This window comes from Amycolatopsis sp. NPDC049252, assembly GCF_043197175.1.
GTDB lineage: Bacteria > Actinomycetota > Actinomycetes > Mycobacteriales > Pseudonocardiaceae > Amycolatopsis.
Genome location: NZ_JBICSQ010000026.1, coordinates 38,506 through 61,204 on the forward strand (window position 1 = coordinate 38,506; position 22,699 = coordinate 61,204).

Annotated in this window: 1 protein-coding gene; it reads left to right on the forward strand. The window is 74.4% G+C overall.

Translation table 11 applies throughout. The features are described from left to right. Positions 1 to 18 precede the first annotated feature (18 nt). On the forward strand, positions 19 to 22,698 hold the full coding sequence (locus ACGFMK_RS25605) for a type I polyketide synthase (protein ID WP_392767955.1): 22,680 nt from the start codon (positions 19 to 21) through the stop codon (positions 22,696 to 22,698). The last annotated feature ends 1 nt before the right edge of the window (position 22,699 follow it).

Below are 22,699 nucleotides of genomic sequence, written 5' to 3' on the forward strand. Positions count from 1 at the left end.
TCCCCGAGGTGACTTCGAATGCCTGACGAAAGCAAGTACCTCGAGTACTTGAAGCGGCTCACGGCCGACCTGCGCACCGCCCGCCGGCAGCTGCGCGACGTCGAGGAGCGGGACACCGAGCCGATCGCCGTCGTCGCGATGAGCTGCCGCTTCCCGGGCGGCGTGCGCAGCCCGGAGGACCTGTGGGAGCTGGTCACGACCGGCGGCGACGCGATCGCGGACTTCCCCGGCGACCGCGGCTGGCAGCTCGAGCCCGGTCCCGGCGGCCGGGTGCCGCAGGGCGGGTTCCTCTACGACGCACCGAAGTTCGACGCTGGGTTCTTCGGCATCAGCCCGCGCGAGGCACTGGCCGTCGACCCGCAGCAGCGCGTCCTGCTCGAGGTCGCCTGGGAGGTGTTCGAGCGGGCGGGCATCCCGGCGGACGCCTTCCGCGGCTCGGACACCGGCGTCTTCATCGGCGCCGCGTCCTCGCAGTACGGCGCGGGCAGCGGCGCGGAGCTGGCCGGGCTGGCGGGGCACCTGCTGACCGGCAACGCGACCAGCGTTGTTTCCGGACGCCTGGCCTACACCTTCGGGCTCGAGGGCCCGGCGGTCACTGTGGACACCGCGTGCTCGTCTTCGCTGGTGTCACTGCACTTGGCGGTGCACGCGCTGCGCACCGGCGAGTGTTCGATGGCGCTGGCCGGCGGCGTGACCGTGATGGCGCACCAGGGCACGTTCGTCGCCTTCGACAGCCAGCAAGGGCTTTCCCCGGACGGGCGCTGCAAGGCCTTCGCCGCCGCGGCCGACGGCACCGGCTGGGCCGAGGGCGCGGGAATCATCCTGCTGGAAAGGCTTTCCGACGCCCGCCGCAACGGCCACGACGTCCTCGCCGTCGTGCGCGGCACCGCGGTCAACTCCGACGGCGCGTCCAACGGCCTGACCGCCCCGCACGGCCCGTCCCAGCGCCGGGTCATCCGCCAGGCCCTGGCCAACGCGCGGCTGTCCGCCGCGCACGTCGACCTGCTCGAGGCGCACGGCACCGGCACGAAGCTGGGCGACCCGATCGAGGCACAGGCGCTGCTCGCCACCTACGGCCAGGAGCGCGAGCCGGGCCTGCCGCTGTGGCTCGGTTCGCTGAAGTCGAACCTGGGCCACGCCCAGGCCGCGGCCGGCGTCGGCGGCGTGATCAAGCTGGTCGAAGCGTTGCGGCACGCGAAGATGCCGCGCACCCTGCACGTCGACGAGCCGACCCCGCACGTCGACTGGGCCTCGGGTGAGGTCGAGCTGCTCACCGAGGAACGCGACTGGCCGGAGACCGGACGTCCCCGGCGCGCCGCGGTGTCCGGCTTCGGGATCAGCGGCACCAACGCGCACGCGATCCTGGAGGAGGCACCTCTCGCGCCGGTTGCCGAAGACACCGAAGACGTCGTGGTCATCCCGCCGCGTGCCCTGCCGTCGCCGCTGCCGGTGCTGGTGTCCGCCCGCAGTGCGGAAGCCCTGCGCGCGCTAGCCGGGGACTTCGTCACCCACCTGACCGCTCGTCCCGAGCTGGGCCTCGCGGAGGTCGCCTTCTCGGCTGCCGCCGGTCGCTCCTCCCTGGAGCACCGCGCCGTCCTGCTCGCCGACGACCGTGACGCGCTGCTCACCGGTCTCACCGCGCTGGCCGCCGACACGTCTGCGCCGGGGCTGGTCCGCGGGGTCACGGCCGTCCGCGGCCGCCTGGCGTTCCTCTTCACCGGCCAGGGCAGCCAGCGCGCTGGTGCCGGGCGCGAGCTGTACACCGCGTTCCCGGAGTTCGTGGCCGCGGTCGACGAGATCTGCGCCGCGTTCGAGTCCCACTTGGACCGTCCACTCAAGACGATCTTGTTCGACGAAACCGTTCTGCTGGAACGGACCGAGTACACCCAGGCCGCGCTGTTCACCCTCGAGGTCGCGCTGTTCCGGCTGCTGGCGCACTTCGGCGTCACGCCGGACTTCCTGGTCGGCCACTCGATCGGCGAGCTGGCCGCCGCGCACGTCGCCGGGGTCTGGTCCCTGGCGGACGCGGTGACCCTGGTCGCCGCGCGCGGCCGTCTCATGCAGGCGCTGCCTTCCGGTGGCGCGATGGTGGCGTTGCAGGCGACCGAGGCCGAGGTTTCGGTATATCTGTCAGACCGGGTGACCGTCGCCGCGGTGAACGGCCCGGAGTCGACGGTCGTCTCGGGGGACGAGGACGCCGTGCTGGCCGTGGCGGCGCACTTCGCCGACCTGGGCCGCAAGACGAAGCGCCTGGTCGTGAGCCACGCGTTCCACTCGCCGTTGATGGATCCGATGCTGGCGGAGTTCCGCGGTATAGCGGAGTCTCTGTCTTACGGCCAGCCGGTTATACCGATCGTCTCGAACGTCACCGGCGCCCCGGCGACCGCGGCCGAGCTGGCCGACCCGGAGTACTGGGTGCGGCACGTCCGCCAGGCCGTCCGGTTCGCCGACGGCATGCGCACGCTGGCCGCGAAGGGCGTCACGACGTTCCTGGAGCTGGGCCCGGACGGTGTGCTGTCCGCGCTCGGCCGCGAGTCCGCCGGCCCGGACGCGGTGTTCGCCACCGTGCTGCGGGCCGGCCGTCCCGAGCCCGGCTCGGCGCTGGCCGCCCTCGCCGCCGTCCACGTGCAGGGTGTCGCTGTGAACTGGCCGGTGCTGTTCGAGGGCACCCGGCGCGTCGAGCTGCCGACCTACCCGTTCCAGCGCGAGCACTACTGGATCGAGCCGAGCGGTTCCACGCCGGCCACCACCGCCGAGGACGCCGGGTTCTGGCAGGCCGTCGAAACCGGCGACCCGGCCGCGCTCGCCGCCACGCTCGACCCGGGCAACACGGACCTGGCGTCGTCACTCGGCGACGTCCTGCCCGCGCTCGCTTCCTGGCGCGACCGCCGCCGCGAAGAATCCACCGTGGACGGCTGGCGGTACCGGATCTCCTGGACCCCCAAGCCGACCGCGGCCGCCGAACTGTCCGGCACCTGGCTGGTGGTCGGCCCGCCCGGCCCACTCGCCGACTCGGCCGTGGAAGCCCTGACCACGCACGGCGCGCGAGTCCGCTGGATCGCCGACCCGAGCGAGCTGCGCGGTGACCGCGCCGGTGCGAGCGGCTTGGCCGGCGAACCCGTCGACGTGAGCGGCTTGCCCGCCGAACCGTTCGCCGGGGTGCTCTCCCTCCTCGCCCTCGACGAGACCCCGGACCCCGCGCACCCCGGCCTCACCACGGGCCTGACCAGCACGATCGAACTGATCCAGGCCCTCGGCGTGACCGCGCCGCTGTGGCTCGCCACCTCCGGCGCCGTCGCCACCGGCCGCGCCGACCGGGCCGTCTCGCCGGTCCAGGCGCAGGTCTGGGGCCTGGGCCGGGTGCTCGGCCTGGAGGAGCCCGGCCGCTGGGGCGGGCTCGTCGACCTCCCCGCCGAGCTGGACGCCCGCGCCGGCGCCCGGCTGGCCGCGGTGCTCGCCGACGCCGGTGAAGACCAGGTCGCCGTGCGCGCCAGCGGCGTGTTCACCCGCCGCCTGGTCCGGGCCCCGGCGACGCCGGTGCGGTCCTGGGCCCCGCGCGGCACCGTGCTGATCACCGGCGGCACCGGCGCCCTGGGCGCGCAGGTCGCCCGCCGCCTCGCCGTCACCGGCGCGGAACGCCTGGTGCTGACCGGCCGCCGCGGCCTCGACGCCCCGGGCGCGGCCGAGCTGCGTGACGAGCTCACCGCACTCGGTGTGGACGTCGTCGTCGCGGCGTGTGACGTCGCCGACCGCGACGCCCTGGCCGCGCTGCTCGCCGAACACCCCGTGACGTCGGTGTTCCACGCCGCCGGCGCGACCGGATCGGCGCCGCTGCACGAGACTTCCCTCGCCGGGTTCGCGGAGCTGGTGCGCGCCAAGGTCGTTGGCGCAGCCAACCTCGATGCACTTGTCGGCGACGTCGACGCCTTTGTCCTGTTCTCCTCGATCGCCGGGGTCTGGGGCAGTGGCGGGCAGGCCGCGTACGCCGCGGCGAACGCCCACCTGGACGCCCTGGCCGAGCAGCGCCGTGCGCGCGGGCTGGCCGCGACCGCGATCGCCTGGGGCCCGTGGGCCGGGGGCGGCATGGTCGAGGGTGACGGCGAGCAGCAGCTGCGTCGTCGCGGCCTGCCGCCGATGGCGGCCGAACCGGCGCTCGCCGCGCTGGCCGGGGCGCTCGACGGGGACGAGACCACGCTGACCGTCGCCGACGTGACCTGGGCGTCCTTCGCACCCGGGTTCGCCGCGGCCCGCCCGCGTCCGCTGCTCGCCGAGCTGCCCGAAGCGGTCGCCGCGCTGACCGGCGGGCCCGCCCGCACCGAGTCCGGCGCGGGGGCCGAACTCCGGGCCCGGCTCGCCGCGCAACCGTCCGAAAAGGACGCTCTCGGGGTCCTCGCCGGAATCGTCCGCGCCGGCGTCGCCGCCGTGCTGGGGTTCACGTCGGTGGCCGACGTGCGCGACGACCGGCCGCTCGCCGACCTCGGCTTCGACTCACTCACCGCGGTCGAGCTGCGTGACCTCCTGGCCACCGAGACCGGCCTGAACCTGCCCGCGTCCCTGGTGTTCGACCGCCCGACGCCAGAGTTGCTCGCGGCGCACCTGCACGCCGAGCTGATCGGCGACGCACCGGTCGCCACCGTCGTTACGACGTCCACTGTGGACGACCCGATCGCGATCGTGGCGATGAGCTGCCGGTACCCCGGCGGTGTCACCTCGCCCGAGGACCTCTGGCGCCTGGTCGAGGGCGGCGTCGACGGCATCGGCCCGTTCCCGGCCGACCGCGGCTGGGACCTCGACGCGCTGTACGACCCCGACCCGGACAACCCGGGCACCAGCTACACCCGCGAGGGCGGGTTCCTGCCCGCGGTCGGCGGGTTCGACGCGGCCTTCTTCGGCATCTCGCCGCGTGAGGCGCTGGCCATGGACCCGCAGCAGCGGGTGCTGCTGGAGACCGCGTGGGAGGCGTTCGAGCGTGCGGGCATCAACCCGCGTTCGGTGCGTGGCAGCCGGTCCGGCGTGTTCGTCGGCTCGAACGGCCAGGACTACGCGGCCCTGCTGATGCGCTCCGGCGACGCCGGTGAGGGTTACCTCGCCACCGGCAACGCCGCCGCCGTCGTGTCCGGCCGGCTGGCCTACACGTTCGGCCTCGAAGGCCCCGCGCTGACCATCGACACGGCGTGCTCGTCGTCGCTGGTCGCGCTCCACCTGGCCGCTCAGGCCCTGCGCAACGGCGAGTGCGAGCTGGCCCTGGCCGGCGGCGTCACGGTGATGACGACGCCGACCGCGTTCGCCGAGTTCTCCCGCCAGCGCGGCCTGGCCGCCGACGGCCGCTGCAAGTCCTTCGCCGCCGCGGCCGACGGCACGGGCTGGGGCGAGGGCGCCGGGCTCCTGCTGCTGGAAAGGCTTTCCGACGCACAGCGCCACGGCCACCCGGTGCTCGCGCTCGTCGCGGGCAGCGCGGTCAACTCCGACGGCACGTCCAACGGCCTCACCGCGCCCAACGGCCCGGCCCAGCAGAACGTGATCCGCCAGGCGCTCGGCGCGGCCGGCCTCACGCCGTCCGATGTGGACACCGTGGAGGCGCACGGCACCGGCACGGTGCTCGGCGACCCGATCGAGGCGCAGGCCCTGCTGGCCACCTACGGCCGCGACCGCGACGGCGAACCGCTGTGGCTGGGCTCGCTCAAGTCGAACATCGGGCACACCCAGGCCGCCGCCGGGGTCGGCGGCGTGATCAAGGCCGTCCTCGCGATGCGGCACGGTGTCCTGCCGCGCACGCTGCACGTCGACGAGCCGTCCCCGCACGTGGACTGGGCGTCCGGCGCGGTCGAACTGCTGACCGAGGCGCGGGCCTGGCCCGAGACCGGACGTCCGCGCCGCGCCGGCGTGTCGTCGTTCGGCGTCGGCGGGACCAACGCGCACACGATCATCGAGCAGGCCCCGGCCACCGAGCCGGCTCCGGAACGCGGTTCCCGGCCGTCGCTCGCCCCGGTCGTGCTGTCCGCCCGCACACCGGAAGCGCTGCGGGCCCAGGCCGCGGCTCTGACCGTCGACGCCGACCTGGGTGACCTCGCCTTCTCCCTGGCTACCTCGCGGGCGGCGCTCGAACACCGCGCGGTCGTCACCGGCGAGACCGCCGAGGACGTCGAGCGGGCCCTGCGGGCGCTGGCCGAGGACCGCTCCGACGCCGCCCTCGTCCGCGGTGAAGCGGGCGGCGGGCTGGCGTTCCTGTTCACCGGCCAGGGCAGCCAGCGGGCCGGGATGGGCCGCGAGCTGTACGCGGCGTTCCCGGTGTTCGCGGACGCCCTGGACGCGGTGTGCGCGGAGTTCGACACGCACCTCGACCGTCCACTCCGGACGATCTTGTTCGACGACTCCGACCTGCTTGACCAGACCGCGTATACCCAGGCCGCGTTGTTCGCGGTCGAGGTCGCGCTGTTCCGGCTGGTCGAATCCTGGGGCCTGCGGCCGGACTTCCTGGCCGGGCACTCGATCGGCGAGCTGGCCGCGGCCCACGTCGCCGGGGTGCTGTCGCTGGCCGACGCAGTGACGCTGGTCGCCGCTCGGGGCCGCCTGATGCAGGCGCTGCCGACCGGTGGCGCGATGGTCGCGATCCAGGCGACCGAAGACGAGGTCACCCCGCACCTGACCGAGCGCGTGAGCATCGCCGCGCTCAACGGTCCGAACGCGACAGTCGTCTCCGGTGACGAGGACGCCGTGCTGGCCGTCGCCGCGCAGTTCGCGGACCGCAAGACCAAGCGGCTCGCGGTGAGCCACGCGTTCCACTCGCCGCTGATGGACCCGATGCTCGACGAGTTCCGCGCGGTCGCCCGGTCGCTGACGTTCGCCGCGCCGCGGATCCCGATCGTCGCCGGCGACGTCACCGACCCGGAGTACTGGGTGCGGCACGTCCGCGACGCCGTCCGGTTCGCCGACGGCATGCGCACGCTGGCCGACCGCGGCGTCACGACGTTCCTGGAGCTGGGTCCGGACGGCGTGCTGTCCGCGATGGGCCAGGACTGCGTCGCCGAGGGCACCTTCGCGCCGCTGCTGCGGTCCGGCCGCCCGGAGCGCGACACGGTCGCGACCGCGCTGGCCACGGCGTACGCGCACGGCGCGAAGATCGACTGGCCAGGCCTGTTCGCGGGCACCGACGTCCGCCGGATCGACCTGCCCACCTATCCCTTCCAGCACACGACGTTCTGGCCCGAGCCCGCCACCATTCAGGCCTCGGGCGCGGAGGACGCCGGGTTCTGGCAGGCCGTCGAAACCGGCGACGCGGACGCGCTCGCCGCGACCCTCAACCTGCCCGCCGGCTCGCTCGCCGACGTCCTGCCCGCGCTCGCCGGCTACCGCCGTCGCGGCCAGGAGAGGTCCACTGTGGACTCCTGGCGCTACCGGATCGACTGGCTGCCGGTGCCGTCGGACACGACCCCCGGCCTGTCCGGCCGCTGGCTGCTGGCCGGGGCCGACGCCCTCGGCGTCACCGCCGCCCTCACCGCGCACGGCGCCGAGGTCGAGCCGCTGACCCCGGAAGCACTCGACGGCCCGGTTGCCGGAGTCGTCTCCCTGCTCTCGCTCGACGAGCGGGACGGCCTCGCCGCGACGCTGGACCTGGTCCAGACCCTGGCCGCGCACGAGGTCGCCGCCCCGCTGTGGCTGGTCACCTCCGGCGCGGTCGGCACCGGCCGCGTGGACCGGCCTCGCAGCGCCACCCAGGCGATGACCTGGGGTTTCGGCCGCGTGGTCGGCCTGGAGTACCCGCAACACGGCGGTGGCCTGATCGACCTGGACACCACACTGGACGAGCGCGCCGCCACCCGGTTCGCCCGAGTGCTGGCCGACGGGACCGAGGACCAGGTCGCGATCCGCGCCACCGGTGTGTTCGGCCGTCGCCTCGTGCACGCGGCCCCCGCCGCCACCGCCTGGACCCCGCGCGGGACCGTGCTGGTCACCGGCGGCACCGGCGCGCTCGGTGCCCACGTCGCCCGCCACCTCGCCGCCGAGGGCGCCGACCGGCTGGTGCTGACCAGCCGTCGCGGGCTGGACGCGCCGGGCGCGGCCGAGCTGCGTGACGAACTCGCCGAGTCCGGTGTGGACGTGGTCGTCGCGGCCTGCGACGTCGCCGACCGCGACGCCCTCGCCGCCCTGCTGGCCGAGCACCCGGTCGACGCCGTGGTGCACGCGGCCGGCGCGGGCGACCCGGCCCGGCTCGCCGACCTGACGCGGGACGGGCTCGCCGCCGTCGTCGAGGCCAAGGTCGCCGGCGCGGCGAACCTCGACGAACTGCTGTGGGACACCGAACTCGACGCGTTTGTGCTGTTCTCGTCCATCGCGGGCGTGTGGGGGAGTGGCGGCCAGGCCGCCTACGCCGCCGCCAACGCCTACCTCGACGCGCTCGCCGAGCAGCGCCGTGCCCGGGGTGTCACGGCGACCGCGATCGCGTGGGGCCCGTGGGCCGAGGGCGGCATGGTCGGCGCCGAAGCCGAGGCCGACCTGCGCCGTCGCGGCCTCCCGGCACTCGCCCCCGAACTCGCCGTCACCGCGTTGACCTGCGGTGACACCGCCGTTGTCGTCGCCGACGTCGACTGGGCCCGGTTCGCGCCGGGCTACCAGCTGGCCCGGCCGCGGCCGCTGATCGCCGACCTGCCCGAGGTCCGCGCCCTGGACACGGCCCTGGCCGCCGGGGACCGGCCGGTGCTGGTCGCCCGGCTGGCGCCGCTGGCCGCCGCCGAACGGCGGCGTGCGCTGCTGGACGTCGTCCGCGTCGAGGCCGCCCTTGCGCTCGGCCACACCGGCCCCGACGCCCCGGCCGCCGTGCCGCCCGCTCGCGCGTTCCGCGACCTGGGGTTCGACTCGCTGACCGCGGTCGACCTGCGCACCCGGCTGGCCACCGCGACCGGCCTGCGACTGCCCGCGTCCCTGGCTTTCGACCACCCGAACTCCGAAGCGCTGGCCCGGATGCTCGACGCCGAGCTGTTTGGCACCGTCCACAGTGGAACCGAGACGCCGGGGGTCACGACGTCCGCCGACGACGACCCGATCGTCGTCGTCGCGATGAGCTGCCGCCTGCCCGGCGGCGTGCGCAGCCCGGAGGACCTCTGGGACCTGGTCGTCTCCGGCGGCGACGCGGTGACCGAGTTCCCCGCCGACCGCGGCTGGGACCTCGGCGCGCTTTACCACCCGGACCCCGCCCACCCGGGCACGTCCTATGCCCGCACCGGCGGTTTCCTGCACGACGCGGGTGACTTCGACCCGGCGTTCTTCGGCATCAGCCCGCGTGAAGCGCTTTCGATGGACCCGCAGCAGCGGCTGCTGCTGGAGACGTCGTGGGAGGCGTTCGAGCGGGCCGGCATCCCGGCGGAGTCCGTGCGGGGCAGCCGGACCGGCGTGTTCGTCGGCTCGAACAGCCAGGACTACGCGACCCTGCTGATGGTCGCGCGGCAGGACGCCGAGGGCTACGTCGCCACCGGCAACGCCGCGAGCGTGGTGTCCGGCCGGCTCGCCTACACCTTCGGGCTGGAGGGCCCGGCCGCGACGATCGACACCGCGTGCTCGTCTTCGCTGGTCGCGGTGCACTGGGCCGCGCAGGCGCTGCGGGCCGGCGAGTGCTCACTCGCGCTGGCCGGCGGCGCGCTGGTGATGGCCACGCCCGGCACGTTCATCGAGTTCTCGCGCCAGCGCGGCCTCGCCGCGGACGGCCGCTGCAAGGCGTTCGCCGACGCGGCCGACGGCACCGGCTGGGGTGAAGGCGCCGGAATGCTGCTGCTGGAAAGGCTTTCCGACGCCCGCCGCAACGGCCACCCCGTCCTCGCGGTGCTGCGCGGCTCGGCGATCAACTCCGACGGTGCGTCCAACGGCCTGACCGCGCCCAACGGCCCGGCTCAGCAACGCGTGATCCGCCAGGCGCTCGCGACTGCCGGATTGTCCACTTCGGACGTCGACGTCGTCGAGGCGCACGGCACCGGAACCACCCTGGGCGACCCGATCGAAGCGCAGGCCGTGCTCGCCACCTACGGTCGTGACCGCGACGGCGAGCCGCTGCTGCTGGGCTCGCTGAAGTCGAACATCGGGCACACCCAGGCCGCCGCCGGCGTCGCCGGGATGATGAAGATGATCCTGGCGATGCGGCACGGCACCGTGCCGAAGACGCTGCACGTCGACGCGCCGTCGTCCCAGGTGGACTGGACGGCCGGCGCGGTCGAGCTGGTCACCGAGGCCCGGCCGTGGCCCGAGGTGGGTCGCGCGCGCCGCGCCGCCGTGTCGTCGTTCGGCATGAGCGGTACCAACGCGCACGTCGTGCTGGAGGAGGCACCGCCCGCCGACCAGGTACCCGCGGTCGCGGTGCCGATGGCGCCGTGGACGCTGTCCGCGCACACCGCCGAGGCCCTGCGCGAGCAGGCCGCCCGGCTGCTGACGCACCTGGACACCGGCGGCTGGGAGCCGGCGGACGTCGCGTATTCGCTGGCCACGACCCGGTCCCGGCAGCCGCACCGCGCGGCCGTGCTCGGCACCGACCGCGAGACCCTGCTGGCCGGGCTCGCCGCGCTGGCCGCGGGCGAGCCGTCGGCCGTCACCGGCGTCGCCGGGGAAGGCCGGCTGGCGTTCCTGTTCACCGGCCAGGGCAGCCAGCGGGCCGGGATGGGCCGTGAGCTGTACGCGGCGCACCCGGTCTTCGCCGACGCGCTGGACGCGGTCTGCGCGGAGTTCGACACGCACCTGGACAGTCCACTCCGGACTGTCCTCTTCGACGACTCCGCTCTGCTGGACCAAACGGCGTACACCCAGGCCGCGCTGTTCGCGCTCGAGGTCGCCCTGTTCCGGCTGGTGGAGCACTATGGTCTCCGGCCCGACTTCCTGGCCGGGCACTCGATCGGCGAGCTGGCCGCGGCGCACGTCGCCGGGGTCCTGTCCCTGGCCGACGCGGTGACGCTGGTCGCCGCGCGCGGCCGTCTCATGCAGGCGCTGCCCTCAGGCGGGGCGATGGTCGCGATCCAGGCCACCGAGGCGGAGGTTTCGGTATATCTGTCTGACCGTGTGACCATCGCCGCCCTGAACGGCCCGGACTCGACGGTTATCTCCGGCGACGAGGACGCGGTGCTGGCCGTGGCAGCGCAGTTCGCGGACCGCAAGACCAAGCGCCTGGTCGTGAGCCACGCGTTCCATTCGCCGCTCATGGACCCGATGCTGGACGAGTTCCGCGGTATAGCTGAGTCTCTGTCTTACGGTCAGTCGGTTATACCGATTGTCTCGAACGTCACCGGTGAGCTGATCACCGAGTTCGACGCGGACTATTGGGTCCGTCACGTGCGTGAGGCGGTCCGGTTCGCCGACGGCATGCGGACGCTGGCGGCGGCCGGGGTCACGACGTTCCTCGAGCTGGGCCCGGACGGTGTGCTGTCCGCGATGGGTCAGGACTGCGTCGCCGACGCCGTCTTCACCCCGGTGCTGCGGAGCGGACGGCCCGAGGAACAGGCGTTCGCCCACGCCCTCGGCCAGGCGCACGTCCGCGGCCACGTCCCGGACTGGGCCACCGTCCTGGCTGGCGCCCGCCGGATCGACCTGCCCACCTACGCCTTCCAGAACCGCCGCTACTGGCCGGAAGTCGAGCTGCCCAACGGTTTCGAGGCCACTTCGGGCGACGCCGAGTTCTGGTCCGTCGTCGAGGCCGACGACGTCGCCTCGCTCGCCGAGACCCTGGCCATCACCGAGCACGACGCCGAGACACTGCTGCCCGCGCTGGCGAACTGGCGCCGCTCGGGTCAGGAGACGTCCACTGTGGACTCCTGGCGGTACCGGATCACCTGGCAGCCGCTGACCGACCTGCCCGCGCCGGTGCTGTCCGGCACCTGGCTGCTGCTGGCCCCCACCGGCCACCCGCTGTCCGGGGTCCTGACCCGTTACGGCGCGGACACCGTCGTCGTCGAGCCCGCGGCCCGCGAGGCGCCGGCCGTCGAGATCGCCGGCGCCGTCTGGGACCGCGAGATCACCGGGGTGCTTGCGCTGGTCACGGCCGACGACCCGGCCACCGCGTCCGCGCAGCTGCTCGACGTGCTGCGGGCGCTGGGTGACGCCGACGTCGTCGCGCCCCTGTGGGTGGCGACCGAAGGCGCCGTCTCCACCGGGCGCGCCGACCGCGTCCGCACTGCCGGCCAGGCCGCCGCGTGGGGCCTGGGCCGGGTGGCCGGCCTCGAGCTGCCGCAGCGCTGGGGTGGGCTCGTCGACCTGCCGGAGGTGCTCGACGAGCGGGCCGGAGCCCGGCTCGCCGGGGTGCTGGCCGGTGCCGAGGACCAGGTCGCCGTGCGCGGCTCGGGTGTCCACGTCCGCCGTCTCGTCCGCGCGGAGAAGTCCGCAAAGGACGTCTGGACGCCGCGGGGCACCGTGCTCGTCACCGGCGGCACCGGCGCGCTGGGTGCGCAGGTCGCCCGCTGGGCCGCGGAAAACGGCGCCGAACAGCTCGTCCTGACCAGCCGTTCCGGACTCGCCGCGCCGGGCGCCGAAGCCTTGCGCGACGAGCTCGGCGTCGACGTCGTGATCGCCGCCTGCGACGTCACCGACCGGGACGCCGTCGCCGCCCTGATCGCCGAACACCCGGTGGACGCCGTGGTGCACGCCGCCGGTGTCGACCGCCCGACACCACTGGCCGACGGCGACCCGGGCGAGTTCGCCGACGTCCTGGCGGCCAAGGTCGCCGGCGCGGCGAACCTCGACGCCGTCCTCGGCGAGACCGCGCTCGACGCGTTCGTCCTGTTCGCCTCGATCTCCGGGACCTGGGGTTCCGGTGGCCAGGGCGCGTACTCGGCGGCCAACGCCTACCTCGACGCGCTGGCGCAGTCGCGCCGCGACCGCGGCCTGACCGCGACCGCCGTTTCGTGGGGCCCGTGGGACGGCGGCGGCATGGCCTCGCGCGGCGACGCCGCCGACCAGCTGCGCCGCCGCGGTCTCGAGCCGATGTCCGCGACGCTCGCGGTCCGCGCGCTCGCCAACGCCGTCGGCGCCGGTGAAACCGCGCTGGTCGTGGCCGATGTGGACTGGGCGCGGTTCGCGCCGTCGTTCGCCGCGGCCCGCCCGCGTCCGCTGCTCGACACGATCCCCGAGGTCGCCGCGGCGCTGGCCGGTGATGAGGAAACAGCCGAGACGTCCGAGTTCGCCCGGCAGCTGGCCGGGCTGGCCGGCGCCGAGCGTGAGCGGGTGCTGCTGGACCTGGTGCGCACGCACGCGGCCGCGGTGCTCGGCCACTCGGGTGTCGACCAGATAGCACCGCGCCGAGCCTTCCGTGAGCTGGGTTTCGACTCGCTCACCGCGGTCGAGCTGCGCAACGCCCTGGGCACCGCGACCGGCCTGCGCCTGTCCGCGACGCTCGTGTTCGACCACCCGACGCCGTCCGTGCTGGCCACCCACCTCGCCACGCAGCTGCTCGGCGGCGAGGTCGTCGCGCGGGCCGCGGTCAGCACCGTGCGCGACGCCGACGACCCGATCGCGATCGTGGCCATGAGCTGCCGGTACCCCGGCGGCGTCCGCTCGCCGGAGGACCTCTGGCGGCTGGTGGCCGAGGGCCGTGACGCCGTGTCCGAGATGCCCGGCGACCGCGGCTGGGACCTCGACGCGCTGTACGACCCGGACCCTGAGAGCGAGGGCACGTCCTACGCCCGCGAAGGCGGCTTCCTGCACGACGTGGCCGAGTTCGACGCCGGCTTCTTCGGCATCTCGCCGCGTGAAGCGCTCGGGATGGACCCGCAGCAGCGGCTGCTGCTGGAGATCACCTGGGAGGCGTTCGAACGCGCCGGGATCGACCCGAAGTCGGTGCGCGGCACCGAGGTCGGTGTGTTCGCCGGCACCAACAGCCAGGACTACGCGGCGCTGCTGATGACCGCGCCGCAGGGCGCCGAAGGGCACGTCGCGACCGGCAACTCCGCCAGCGTCGTCTCCGGCCGGCTCGCCTACACCTTCGGGCTCGAAGGCCCGGCCGTCACGGTGGACACCGCGTGCTCGTCTTCGCTGGTGGCGCTGCACCTCGCGGCGCAGGCCCTGCGCAACGGCGAGTGCTCGCTGGCCCTGGCCGGCGGCGCGCTGGTGATGGCCACGCCGGGCACGTTCGTCGAGTTCTCGCGCCAGCGCGGCCTCGCGCCGGACGGCCGCTGCAAGGCGTTCGCCGCGGCCGCCGACGGCACGGGCTGGGGCGAGGGCGCCGGAATGCTGCTGCTGGAGCGGCTTTCCGACGCGCGCCGCCACGGTCACCCGGTGCTCGCCCTGGTCCGCGGCACGGCGATCAACCAGGACGGCGCGTCCAACGGCCTCACCGCCCCCAGCGGCCCGGCCCAGCAGCGCGTCATCCACCAGGCGCTGGCCAACGCCGGACTTTCCACTTCGGACGTCGACGCGGTGGAGGCGCACGGCACCGGCACGGTGCTGGGCGACCCGATCGAGGCCCAGGCGGTGCTCGCGACCTACGGCCAGGACCGGTCCGAGCGCTTGTTCTTAGGCTCGCTGAAGTCGAACATCGGCCACACCCAGGCCGCGGCGGGCGTCGGCGGGATCATCAAGATGGTCGAGGCGATGCGCCACGGCGTGCTCCCGAAGACCCTGCACGTAGACGAGCCTTCTCCGCACGTCGACTGGACGGCTGGGGCGGTTTCGCTGCTGACCGAGGCGGTCGAGTGGCCTTCGGTGGACCGGCCGCGGCGGGCCGCGGTGTCGTCGTTCGGAATGAGCGGGACCAATGCGCATGCGGTGATCGAGCAGGCGCCGGACGTTGTGCCGGAGTCGCAGGTCAGCCGGGTGTCGCTGCCAGGCTCCGGCGCGGAGGCGGTCACCGGGCAGGAGCCAGGCCTCACACCGGCGTCGCCGGCGGGCACCGCGCCGGAGAGTCGTCCGGTCGGCCGCGTGCCGCTGCTGGTGTCGGGTACCGATGCCGAGGCCGTCCGGGCGCAGGCCCGTCGACTGCTCGCGCACTGGGACGCCGCTCCGCAGGTGGCGCCGGCCGAGCTGGCCGTCGCGACGGCGACCACCCGGGCCGCGCTGCCGGCGCGCGCCGCGCTCCTGGCCACCGGGCGCGACGAGCTGCGCGCCGCCCTCGGCGCCCTCTGCCGCGGCGAAGCCGGGGCCGGAATCGTCACCGGCACGGCGACCGGCGGCCGCCTGGCCTTCCTGTTCACCGGCCAGGGCAGCCAGCGCGCCGGGATGGGACGTGAGCTTTACACGGCCCACCCGGTCTTCGCCGACGCCCTGGACGCGGTCTGCGCCGAGTTCGACACCCACCTGGACCGTCCACTCCGGACAGTCGTCTTCGAGGACTCGGCTCTGCTCGACCAGACCGCCTACACCCAGGCCGCGCTGTTCGCGCTCGAGGTCGCCCTGTTCCGGCTGCTGGAGCACTGGGGCCTGCGACCGGACTTCCTGGTCGGCCACTCGATCGGCGAGCTGGCCGCGGCGCACGTCTCGGGCGTGCTGACGCTGTCCGACGCCGTCACGCTGGTCGCCGCACGAGGCCGCCTGATGCAGGCGCTGCCGTCCGGCGGCGCGATGGTCGCGATCCAGGCGACCGAGGCCGAGGTTTCGGTATATCTGTCAGACCGTGTGACCATCGCCGCCCTCAACGGCCCGACCTCAACCGTGATCTCCGGCGACGAGGACGCCGTGCTCGCGGTCACGGCGCACTTCGCGGACCGCAAGACCAAGCGGCTCACGGTCAGCCACGCGTTCCACTCACCGCTGATGGACCCGATGCTGGCCGAGTTCCGCAGTATTACGGACTCTCTGTCTTACGGTAAGACGGTTATACCGATAGTCTCGAACGTCACGGGTGAGCTGATCACCGAGTTCGACGCGGAGTACTGGGTCCGCCACGTGCGCGAGGCCGTCCGATTCGTCGACGGGATGCGGACGCTGGAAGCTGCCGGGGTCTCGACGTTCCTCGAGCTGGGCCCGGACGGCGTGCTGACCACCCTCGCCCAGGACTGCGTGGCCGGCGGGGTGTTCGCCCCGGCGCTGCGGGGTGACCGTCCCGAGGAGGACGCGCTCGTCGCGGCCGTCGCCACCGCGCACGTTAACGGCGTTTCGCCGGACTGGGTGGCCGTGGCCGGTGGCCGTGGTGCCCACGTCGAGCTGCCGACCTACGCGTTCCAGCGCCGTCGTTTCTGGCCCGAGGCCCCGGCCCCGGCCCCGGCCGAGCCTGTGGCCGGGACCGAAGCCGAGCGCGAGTTCTGGACCGCGGTGGAGAACGCCGACCTCGACCGCCTCACCGGCACCCTCGCGCTCACCGGCGACGAGCCCTTCAGCGAGGTCCTGCCCGCGCTGTCGGCCTGGCGACGGCAGCAGCACACCGAGTCCACAGTGGACGGCTGGCGCTACCGGACGACCTGGCAGCCCTGGACGGATCTCGGCGAGCCCACCCTGTCCGGCACCTGGCTGGTTTCCGACGGCGACCCCGCCGTGGCCGACGCCGTGACCAGGGCCGGCGCAGACGTCGTCCGGATCACCCTGGACGAGACCCTCGCCGCGCAGCTCGCCGACGTCGGCGAGGTGGCGGGTGTGCTGGCCGTGCTCGCCGAGCACGACGGCGAACTCGCGATGCCGGGCAGCGTCAAGGCTGCGCTGACCGCAGTGCAGGCCGGCGTCGACGCCCCGCTATGGGTGCTGACCAGCGGCGCCGTCTCGACCGGCCGGGCCGACCGGCTGCGTAGTGCCGCCCAGGCGATGGTCTGGGGCCTCGGCCGCGTCGCCGCGCTCGAACTGCCCCAGCGCTGGGGCGGCCTGATCGACCTGCCCGAGAACCTCGACGAGCGCGCCGGCGGCCGCCTCACCGCGATCCTCAACGGCGGCAACGAAGATCAGGTGGCCGTCCGCGGCTCGGGGGTCTACGTGCGCCGTCTCGTCCGGGCCCCGCGACCGGCCGCCACCGCGTCGTGGACACCGCGCGGAACCGTCCTGGTCACCGGCGGCACCGGCGCTCTGGGCGCGGAAGTCGCCCGCTGGGCCGCCGCGAACGGCGCCGAACGGCTGGTCCTCACCAGTCGCCGCGGCCTCGACGCGCCGGGGGCCGTGCAGCTGCGCGACGAACTCGCCGAGTCCGGTGTGGACGTCGTGATCGCTGCCTGCGACGTCGCCGACCGCAGTGCGGTAGAGGCACTGCTGGCCGAGTACCCGGTGAACGCCGTGGTGCACACCGCGGGTGTCGACCTGCCGACCGATCTGACCACTGTGGACACCGAGGCGTTCGCCGAGGTGCTGTCCGCGAAGGTGCTCGGGGCGGCCCACCTGGACAGCCTCGCCGGGGACGTCGACGCGTTCGTCCTCTTCTCCTCGATCTCCGGTGTGTGGGGCGCGGGCGGGCAGGCCGCCTACTCCGCCGCCAACGCCTACCTGGACGCGCTCGCCCAGTCGCGCCGCGACCGCGGGCTGCCGGCCACGGCCGTCGCCTGGGGGCCGTGGGCCGGCGGTGGCATGGCTTCGCGCGGGGACGCGACCGCGCACCTGCGCCGCCGCGGTGTCACGCCGATGCGGCCGGAGGCGGCGATCGCCGCGCTCGCCCAGGCGGTGAACCAGGAACCGGCCGTGGTCGTGGCCGATGTGGACTGGACGCGGTTCGCGCCGGCGTTCGCCTCGGTCCGCCCGCGTCCGCTGCTCGACGGTGTGCCCGAGGCCCGAGCCGCCCTCGCCGCGGCCGAGGCCGGGCCGGTGACCGGCGACAACACGTTCCGCACCCGGCTGATCGAGATGGGTCGCGCCGAACAGGACCGGACGCTCGTCGCGCTGGTCCGGGCCGAGGCGGCCGCGGTGCTCGGGCACGACGGCGCCGCGGCGATCGAGCCCGGCCGGGCGTTCAAGGACCTCGGCTTCGACTCGCTCACCGCCGTCGAACTCCGCAACCGGCTCACCGCCGCGACCGGCGTCCGGCTGCCCGCGACCCTCGTCTTCGACCACCCGAACACGACCGCGCTGGCCGCGAGCCTGCGGGCGGACCTGGTCGGCGAGACGACGATCGCGACCGTCGAAACCGTGTCCACTGTGGACGACGACCCGATCGTCATCGTGGCGATGAGCTGCCGCTACCCCGGTGGCGTACGGTCGCCGGAAGACCTCTGGCACCTGGTCGCCGACGGGGTCGACGCGGTGAGCGAGTTCCCCGCCGACCGCGGCTGGGACCTGGGCACGCTGTACGACCCGAGCCAGGAAGCGCCCGGCACGAGCTACGCCAAGGAAGGCGGGTTCCTGCGCGGCGCGGCGGACTTCGACCCGGCGTTCTTCGGGATCAGCCCGCGCGAAGCCCTCGCGATGGACCCGCAGCAGCGGCTGCTGCTGGAGACGTCGTGGGAGGCGTTCGAGCGCGCGGGCATCCCGCCGGAGGCCTTCCGCGGCAGCCGGACCGGCGTGTTCGCGGGCACCAACAGCCAGGACTACGCGGCGCTGCTGTTCGGCGCGGCGGAGAACACCGAGGGGTACGTCGCCACCAGCAACGCGGCGAGCGTCGTCTCCGGACGGCTCTCCTACACGTTCGGCCTGGAAGGCCCGGCGCTGACGGTCGACACGGCCTGCTCGTCGTCGCTGGTCGCGGTGCACCTCGCGGCCCAGGCGCTGCGGCAGGGCGAGTGCGAACTCGCGCTGGCCGGCGGTGTCCTGGTCATGGCCACCCCGGGCACGTTCATCGAGTTCTCCCGCCAGCGCGCACTGTCGGCGGACGGCCGCTGCAAGGCCTTCGCCGAGGCCGCCGACGGCACCGGCTGGGGTGAAGGCGTCGGCATGCTCCTGCTGGAGCGGCTGTCCGACGCGCAGCGCAACGGTCACCCGGTGCTGGCGATCGTCCGGGGGAGCGCGATCAATCAGGATGGCGCGTCGAACGGCTTGACCGCGCCCAACGGTCCCGCGCAGCAGCGCGTGATCCGGCAGGCGCTGGCCAGTGCCGGTCTGTCCACTTCGGACGTCGACGCCGTCGAAGGTCACGGCACCGGCACGACACTAGGCGACCCGATCGAAGCGCAGGCGTTGCTGGCCACCTACGGCCAGGATCGTGAGACGCCGTTGTTGCTTGGGTCGTTGAAGTCCAACATCGGGCACACGCAGGCCGCTGCGGGTGTCGGCGGGATCATCAAGATGGTCCAGGCGATGCAGCACGGAGTGTTGCCGAAGACGTTGCACGTCGACGAGCCATCGTCCAAGGTGGACTGGGCCGCGGGTGCCGTCGAGCTGCTGACCGAGGCACGCGAGTGGCCGTCGGTGGACCGCCCCCGGCGCGCCGGGGTGTCGTCGTTCGGCATGAGCGGCACCAACGCCCACGTTATCCTCGAACAGGCTCCCGAAACCCCGGAAACCACCGGTTCGGACGCCCGACCGGCGCTGGTTCCCTGGGTGCTGTCCGGCCGGAGCGCGTCCGCCCTGCGGGCCCGCGCCGCAGAGCTCGCCGGCCACGCCGACGTCGATCCGCTGGACCTCGCGCACGCCCTCGCCACCCGGCGCGGCGCGCACGAGCACCGCGCGATGGTCGTCGCACCGGACCAGGAGGCGCGGCTCGCCGCGCTGACCGCGCTCGCCGCCGGTTCCTCCGCACCCGGTCTCGTCGAAGGTACGGTCGGCACCGGGTCGTCGGCGTTCCTGTTCACCGGCCAGGGCGCGCAGCGCGCCGGGATGGGCCGGGAGCTGTACGCGGCGCACCCCGCGTTCGCGACCGCGTTCGACGCCGTTTGCGCCCACCTCGACCAGCACCTGGACCGTCCACTGCGGACAGTCGTGTTCGCCGCGCCCGGCTCCGACGAAGCGGCATTGCTCGACAACACCGGCTACACCCAGCCCGCGTTGTTCGCCCTCGAAGTCGCGTTGTACCGGCTGCTGGAAAGCTTCGGCGTGACGCCGGGCTTCGTCGCCGGGCACTCCATCGGCGAACTGGCCGCCGCGCACGTCGCCGGGGTGTTCGACCTCGCCGACGCGGCCGCGCTGGTGGCCGCCCGGGGCCGGCTGATGCAGGCCCTGCCCGCCGGTGGCGCGATGGTCGCCATCCAGGCGGCCGAGGACGAGGTCGTGCCGCTGCTCACCGACGGCGTCGCGATCGCCGCGGTCAACGGTCCACAAGCGACGGTCGTGTCCGGCGACGAGCAAGCCGTGCTCGACCTGGCCGCCGGGTTCGGGGCCACCGGGCGCAAGACCCGGCGGCTCACCGTCAGCCACGCCTTCCACTCGCCGCGAATGGACCCGATGCTGGCCGAGTTCCGGACCGTCGCTGAACGCGTCACCTACGCGCCGCCGCGGATTCCGCTCGTGTCGACGGTGACCGGCGAACCGGCTACCGACCTCGGCGCGGACTACTGGGTCGGGCAGGTCCGCGAGGCCGTGCGCTTCGCGGACGCCGTCCGCACTCTGGAGACGGCCGGCGCGACGACCTTCGCCGAGATCGGCCCGGACGGCGTGCTGAGCGCGATGGCCGCCGAGTCGTTCACCGGCGTGACCGAGGACCCGGTCGTGACCCCGGTCCTGCGCGGTGACCGGCCCGAAGCCGACGCGTTCGCCGCGGCACTGGCCCGGCTCTACGTCCGCGGGTTCGCCCCGGACTGGGACGTCGTTTTCGCCGGCACCACGCCGCGCCGGGTCGACCTGCCGACCTACCCGTTCCAGCACGCCCGTTTCTGGCCGACGGCCGCACCCGTCTCAGAAAAGTCCACTGAGGACGACGAGTTCTGGACGGCGGTACGGCAGGGTGACCTGTCGACGCTGCCGGGATTCCCCGCGCACGCCTTGGAAGAGGCGCTGCCCGCGTTGTCCGAATGGCACGAAGGCCGGCAGGAACAGTCCAAGGTGGACTCCTGGCGCTACGGCGTCCGCTGGGTTCCCTTCGAGACGAACGCCTCGCCGGTGCTGAAGGGGACATGGCTGGTCGTCGGCGTTCCCGGTGACGAGCGCACCGCCTCGGTCACCGACGCGCTGGAGGCGCACGGCGCCAAGGTCGTCGGCGTCGACGTCGACCCGCACGCGGCGTTCGCCGACCAGCTGCTGCTCGCCACCGCCGGGCACGACTTCGCCGGGGTGCTGTCGCTGCTCGGAACCACCGAGGGCGCGCACCCGGACCACCCGGTGCTGCCGACGGCCGTGGCCGGCACGGTCACGCTTGTCCAGGCGCTGGCTGAAATCGGGCTCGACGCTCCCTTGTGGATCGTCACCCGTGACGGCGTCGACCGGCCGGAACCGGCGCAGGTCTGGGGCCTCGGCCGGGTCGTCGCGCTGGAGTACCCGCAGCGCTGGGGCGGCCTGGTCGACCTGCCGGAGCGGTTCGACGACCGCGCCGCGACCCGCTTGGCCGCCGTCCTCGGGGGTGACCGCGACGGGGAGGACCAGGTCGTGATCCGGCCGTCCGGGACGCTCGCCCGCCGGCTGGAACGGCGGCCGCGCACCGGAACCGGCACCTGGACCCCGCGTGGCACGGTGCTCGTCACCGGCGGCACCGGCGCGCTCGGTGCCCGGGTCGCGCTGTGGCTGGCGAAGAGCGGCGCGGAGCACCTGGTCCTGACCAGCCGCCGGGGCGCGGACGCGCCCGGCGCGGCCGAACTGACCGCCGGGCTCACCGAGCTGGGGGCCCGTGTGAGCGTGGTCGCCTGCGACGTCGCCGACCGCGACGCCGTGGCGAGCCTGGTCGCCGAGTACCCGCCGGACGCTGTCGTGCACGCCGCCGGGCTCGACGTCCCGGTGCCGCTGCCCGAGGTCACGCCCGCGCTGTTCGCGCAGGTCCTGGCCGGGAAGGTGGCCGGCGCGCGGCACCTGGACGAGCTGCTCGGCGACACGCCGCTCGATGCGTTCGTGCTGTTCTCGTCGATTTCCGGGATCTGGGGCAGCGGCGGCCAGCCGGCCTACGCGGCGGCCAACGCGAGCCTCGACGCGCTCGCCGTGTCGCGGCACACCCGGGGCCTGGCGGCCACCGCGGTCTCGTGGGGTCCGTGGGCCGACGGCGGCATGGCGCAGGGAGCGCCCGAAGAGCACCTCCGGCGTCGCGGCCTGCCCGCGATCGCGCCGGACGCGGCGATCACCGCGCTCGGCCAGGCCCTCGCCGACGGCGACCCGCAGCTCACCGTGGCCGACGTCGACTGGGCGCGGTTCGCCCCGGCGTTCTCGGTGAGCCGGGCGCGGCCGCTGCTGACCGGTGTGCCGGAGGCAGCGAAAGCCATGGCACCGGCCGAAGAACCGGTCACGGGCGGTGAAACCGCTTTCACCCGGCTGCTCGACGGCACGCCGGCGTCCGAGCGGCAGGACGCGCTCACCGGGGCGATCCGGCGGGAGGCCGCGGCCGTGCTGGGCCACACCGACGGCGTCGAGCAGGTCGGCCCGAACCGGGCGTTCCGCGAGCTCGGCTTCGACTCGCTGACCGCGGTCGAGCTGCGCGACCGGCTCGCCACCGCCTCCGGGCTGCGGCTGACGGCGACGCTGGTCTTCGACTACCCGACGCCGGCCGCGCTGGCCGCGCACCTGCTGGCCGGGCTGGCCCCGGACGCCGGCTCGTCGCTGCTGGACGAGCTGGAACGGCTGGAGACGGCGCTGGCCACGGCCGACGTCCCGTCCGGTGTGGACGATCTGCACGGCGCGGTCGCCGCCCGGCTGCAGGCGGTGCTGGCGCGCTGGAACGACCGCCGCGCCGCCGAGCCGAAGGTGACCGCCGCGCAGCAGCTGAGCGACGCGAGCGCGGACGAACTCCTCGAATTCATCGACAACGAGCTGGGGATGTCATGAC